Raw genomic sequence first — 4,766 nt, forward strand, 5'->3', positions numbered from 1 at the left:
AGTCTACTTTATAAAAAATAAAGTAATAAGCTGGATGATAGCGCTGATATTCCTCATTGGCGGAATACAGGCATTTTTTGGGTTGGGACGATTAGAAGACCCAGCCTTTACGATTAAAGATGCCATGGTAGTAACTAACTACCCTGGTGCCACGCCGCAACAAGTGGAAGAAGAAGTCACTTATCCACTTGAAAAAGCAATTCAGCAGCTCACCTATGTTGATGAGGTGAATTCAATATCCAGCCGTGGTTTGTCTCAGATAACCGTGACGATGAAGAATAATTACGGCCCTGATGATCTGCCACAGATATGGGATGAATTACGTCGGAAGGTTAATGATACCAAAGGCTCGCTCTCACCGGGTGTGGGAGAGCCGAAAGTCATTGATGACTTTGGTGACGTATATGGGATTTTGCTGGCAGTAACGGGCGAAGGTTACGGCTACAAAGAGTTACTCGATTACGTTGATTACTTGAGGCGAGAGCTTGAATTGATCGATGGCGTTAGCAAAATATCCGTTTCAGGACAGCAACAAGAGCAGGTTTTCATTGAAATATCGATGAAGCGTTTAAGTAGCTTAGGGCTTTCCCCAACCAGTGTGTTTAATTTACTTTCAACACAAAACGTTGTTTCAGACGCTGGCGCGGTTCGTATTGGCAGCGAGTACATCCGTATTCACCCAACAGGGGAGTTTGAAAACGTCGACCAGCTTGGTGATTTGATCATAAATGAAAGCGGCGCATCCGGATTGATCTACCTTCGTGATGTTGCTGAAGTCATTCGTGGGTATCAGGAAGTTCCAAGTAATATTATTGGTTTTAATGGCGACCTCGCACTCAACGTTGGGGTGTCATTTGCCAGTGGTGTGAACGTAGTTGAGGTAGGGAAGCGCTTTGATCGTCGTTTAGCGGAATTAAAATTCCAGCAACCCGTCGGAATTAATATTTCTGAGATTTATAGCCAGCCCAAAGAAGTGGATAAATCGGTCAGTGGCTTTGTTGTGAGCTTAGGGCAAGCCGTTGCGATCGTTATTATCGTTCTACTGTTCTTCATGGGGTTACGCTCTGGATTACTCATCGGTTTAATACTGCTGTTGACGGTACTTGGTACGTTTATTTTCATGCAGTACTTTAAAATTGACCTCCAACGAATCTCACTTGGTGCGCTCGTTATCGCCCTAGGGATGCTGGTGGATAATGCCATTGTCGTCGTCGAAGGCATATTAATAGGGACACAGAAGGGAAGGACGAGGACACAAGCGGCAACCGATATTGTTACCCAAACTAAGTGGCCGTTACTCGGTGCGACTGTGATTGCCGTTACCGCGTTTGCACCCATCGGTCTTTCTGAAGATGCGACAGGTGAATATTGTGGCACTCTATTTACTGTACTACTCATCTCGCTCATGCTGAGTTGGTTTACTGCTATCTCACTCACGCCGTTCTTTGCCAATATGTTCTTTAAAGAGCAGGAAGCAACAGAACAGACTGAGGAAAATAATCCGTACAATGGTGTCATATTTGTTGCATACAAAAACTTCCTAGAGTTTTGTATGAACAGAGCATGGCTGACGGTCATCGTTCTTGTTATTGGATTAGTGGTCAGCCTTTATGGTTTTACCTTCGTAAAGCAGTCCTTTTTCCCATCGTCAACAACGCCGATGTTCCAGGCCGACATTTGGATGCCAGAAGGCACCGATATTCGAGCAACGAATACGAAGCTAAAAGCGCTTGAATCTTGGATATCTGAACAAGATAACGTTGCACACGTAACAACGACTGCGGGTAAAGGCTTACAGCGTTTTATGCTGACTTATGCTCCTGAGAAAAGTTACGCTGGCTACGGTGAAATAACCACTCGTGTGGATGATTACGCAGCCTTACACGACCTCATGGAGAAGTTTCGTGAGCACGTTGAACACAAGTTTCCTGAGGTCAATTATAAGCTAAAACAAATTGAATTAGGCCCTGGTGGCGGAGCGAAAATAGAAGCGCGTGTCATTGGTTCTGATCCGACAGTGCTTAGAGGATTAGCAGCCCAAATCACGGATGTGATGTTGGCGGATCCAAATGCCACAAATGTGCGTCACGACTGGAGAGAGCGGACTAAGGTATTAGAGCCGCAATTCAATGAAGGTCAAGCAAGACGTTACGGCATCACAAAGTCTGATGTCGATGAGTTCTTAGCGATGTCATTCTCTGGTAAATCTGTCGGTGTCTACCGAGACGGAACGACGCTTATGCCTATCGTGGCGAGGCTTCCAGAAGATGAGCGGGTAGATATTCGTAATATCGAAGGGATGAAGATGTGGAGCCCAGTATTAAGTGAATACATTCCACTTCAGCAAGTCACACTTGGGTATGAACTCATATGGGAAGACCCAATCATCGTTCGTAAAAACCGTAAACGTGTTTTGACGGTATTTGCTGATCCAGATTTATTGGGCGAAGAAACTGCTTCAACTCTACAGAAACGACTCATGCCAGCCATCGAAGCGATTGAAATGCCACCAGGTTATTCATTGGAGTGGGGCGGTGAGTACGAATCTTCTCGCGACGCGCAAGAGTCGCTATTTACGACTATGCCGCTTGGCTACTTGTTTATGTTCTTGATCACCGTGTTCTTGTTTAACTCAGTGAAAGAGCCATTAATTGTTTGGTTGACGGTTCCATTGGCCATTATAGGGGTTACGACTGGCCTTCTGGCTCTCAATACACCATTTGGCTTTATGGCGTTATTGGGCTTCTTGAGTTTGTCAGGGATGCTGTTGAAAAACGGTATCGTACTGCTTGATCAAATTGAGATAGAGATGCAGTCAGGTAAAGATCCATATGTTGCGGTAGTAGACGCCGCGTTGAGTCGTGTACGTCCTGTCTGTATGGCGGCTATAACGACGATACTGGGTATGGTGCCTTTATTACCAGACATATTCTTTAAGCCAATGGCGGTAACGATTATGTTTGGTCTCGGTTTCGCAACAGTACTGACACTTATTGTCGTTCCTGTCCTGTATAGAATATTCCATGGGCTGAAAATTCCAGCCAAGGGATAAAGATCTAGATATTGTGTCAACATACTAGACTCACGCCTCTGAACATTCAGAGGCGTTCTATTTAAGGGCGAACATAAAGATTAGGAGCAGGAAATGAAAGATAAAACGTGCGCGTGGGCAATCAATAATGAACTGGAGCGCGAGTACCATGATACAGAGTGGGGACGTCCAGTTTATGACGATCAGGTTCTGTTTGAATTCATCACACTTGAGGGTGCACAAGCAGGTTTAAGTTGGATCACTATTTTGCGTAAGCGTGAGGGATATCGTTCAGCGTTCCTCGATTATGATCTCACTAAGTTAGCTCAATTGGATGAGACGAATGCGCCTTACATCATTGAGAATTATGACATTGTTAGACATAAAGGAAAGATCGCCTCTGTGTATGGCAATGCAAGAGCGGCCCTAGCGTTACAAGAGGAATTTGGTTCTCTGTCCAATGCCTTGTGGCAGTTTGTTGGAGGCGAACCTTTAGTCAATGAGTGGGAATCGATGGATCAAGTCCCTGCTTCTACACCTATCTCTAAAGAGATGAGCAAATTTTTGAAAAAAAGAGGCTTCAAGTTTGTTGGTGAAATGATTTGTTATGCCTTCATGCAAGCAACGGGCATGGTGAATGATCATCTCGTTGACTGTCCTAAATATGACGTGAACAAATAAAAATTGGAGACGTCGCAATAGAGGTTCTACTATTAAATTCAACATCGTCAAAATGTTAGGATCAAATATGTCTATTACCGCTATTGAAAAAAAATTAATACAAGACAGCTTTTCGAAAGTTGCGCCGATTGCAGATACTGCCGCCGAAATTTTTTACGGTAAATTGTTTGAGTATGATCCCTCGTTAAAGAGGCTATTTAAAAGTGACATGACCTCTCAAGGACGTAAGTTAATGAATACGCTGGGTGTCGCCGTGAAAGGGCTTGATGATTTAGAGTCGCTCGTGCCAGTACTCGAAGGGATCGCGATTAAACATGTCCGTTATGGTGTAAAAATTGATGATTACACGCCCGTTGGCAATGCGCTCATTTATGCTCTTAAAACTGGGCTAGGGGATGAGTTTGATACGAAAACCCGCAATGCATGGGTGAAGATCTACTCGACGATTGCAACTGTGATGAGAAGTGCGGCTTATCCAGACTATGACCCTAATACGTACAAAAATGAGAGACATTATAATAAGCAGAAAAAGCAAAACTATGCATAGATATTATGCTTAAAAACCATGCTGAAAAATTATGCATAGATGTTGGCTTTACTGAGTCTAGGCTCGACGTAGAATCTCAGAAGAATTCAGTATTATGAATAACATCGAATGACAGTGCCAAGCAACAAGCTAAAAGCTAAAAGCAAAGTAGGTACTGTCATTCGATTATAAGGTTACTTAGCGAGTGTTTTTACGGCTTCGTTATAACGCTCGAGGCCAAGCTCTAGATCGACGATGAGGTCATTCACATCTTCCAACCCAATATGAACGCGAATCAATGTTCCCGAAAAATTAGGGTTTGCAACGGTTCTTAAACTGTTAAAGCTTCTAGGTTCATTCGCTAAGATAAGGCTTTCAAACCCACCCCAAGAATAACCCATACTGAAATGGTGCATTCCATCGAGTAATTCTGTGGTTGCTTTAGGGTGAGATTCTTTCAGTACGAATGAAAACAGCCCGTTACCGCCTGTAAAATCACGCTCAAAGAATTCGTGGCCAGGACAAGAT

The 4,766-nt window shown here is 43.8% G+C and carries 4 protein-coding genes; 3 read left to right on the forward strand and 1 reads right to left on the reverse strand.

What is annotated here, in order from left to right; all coding sequences use genetic code 11:
• The 3 genes from BCU12_RS03910 to BCU12_RS03920 form a co-directional block, all read left to right on the forward strand.
• On the forward strand, nt 1-3,052 hold a 3,052-nt coding region (locus BCU12_RS03910), incomplete at its 5' end, for an efflux RND transporter permease subunit (protein WP_102403081.1).
• A gap of 93 nt (nt 3,053-3,145) precedes the next feature.
• Nucleotides 3,146-3,712: a DNA-3-methyladenine glycosylase I gene (locus BCU12_RS03915; RefSeq protein WP_102403079.1), complete on the forward strand. Its 567-nt coding sequence runs from the start codon at nt 3,146-3,148 to the stop codon at nt 3,710-3,712.
• A 67-nt stretch (nt 3,713-3,779) separates the two neighbouring features.
• Nucleotides 3,780-4,259, forward strand: coding sequence for a globin family protein (locus BCU12_RS03920; RefSeq protein WP_102403080.1), 480 nt, complete (start codon nt 3,780-3,782; stop codon nt 4,257-4,259).
• 173 nt (nt 4,260-4,432) lie between these two features.
• On the opposite strand, the gene BCU12_RS03925 is transcribed toward BCU12_RS03920, so the two are convergent.
• Nucleotides 4,433-4,766, reverse strand: a 334-nt coding sequence (locus tag BCU12_RS03925) for a PLP-dependent transferase (protein WP_198599242.1), incomplete at its 5' end; no start/stop codon positions are given.

Origin of the sequence: Vibrio sp. 10N.261.55.A7 (assembly GCF_002877365.1) — a bacterium.
Lineage (GTDB): Bacteria > Pseudomonadota > Gammaproteobacteria > Enterobacterales > Vibrionaceae > Vibrio.

Coding starts and splice junctions, on each gene's coding strand:
- BCU12_RS03920 (WP_102403080.1), top strand. CDS start 3,780: ATGTCTATTACCGCTATTGAAAAAAAATTAATACAAGACAGCTTTTCG.
- BCU12_RS03915 (WP_102403079.1), top strand. CDS start 3,146: ATGAAAGATAAAACGTGCGCGTGGGCAATCAATAATGAACTGGAGCGC.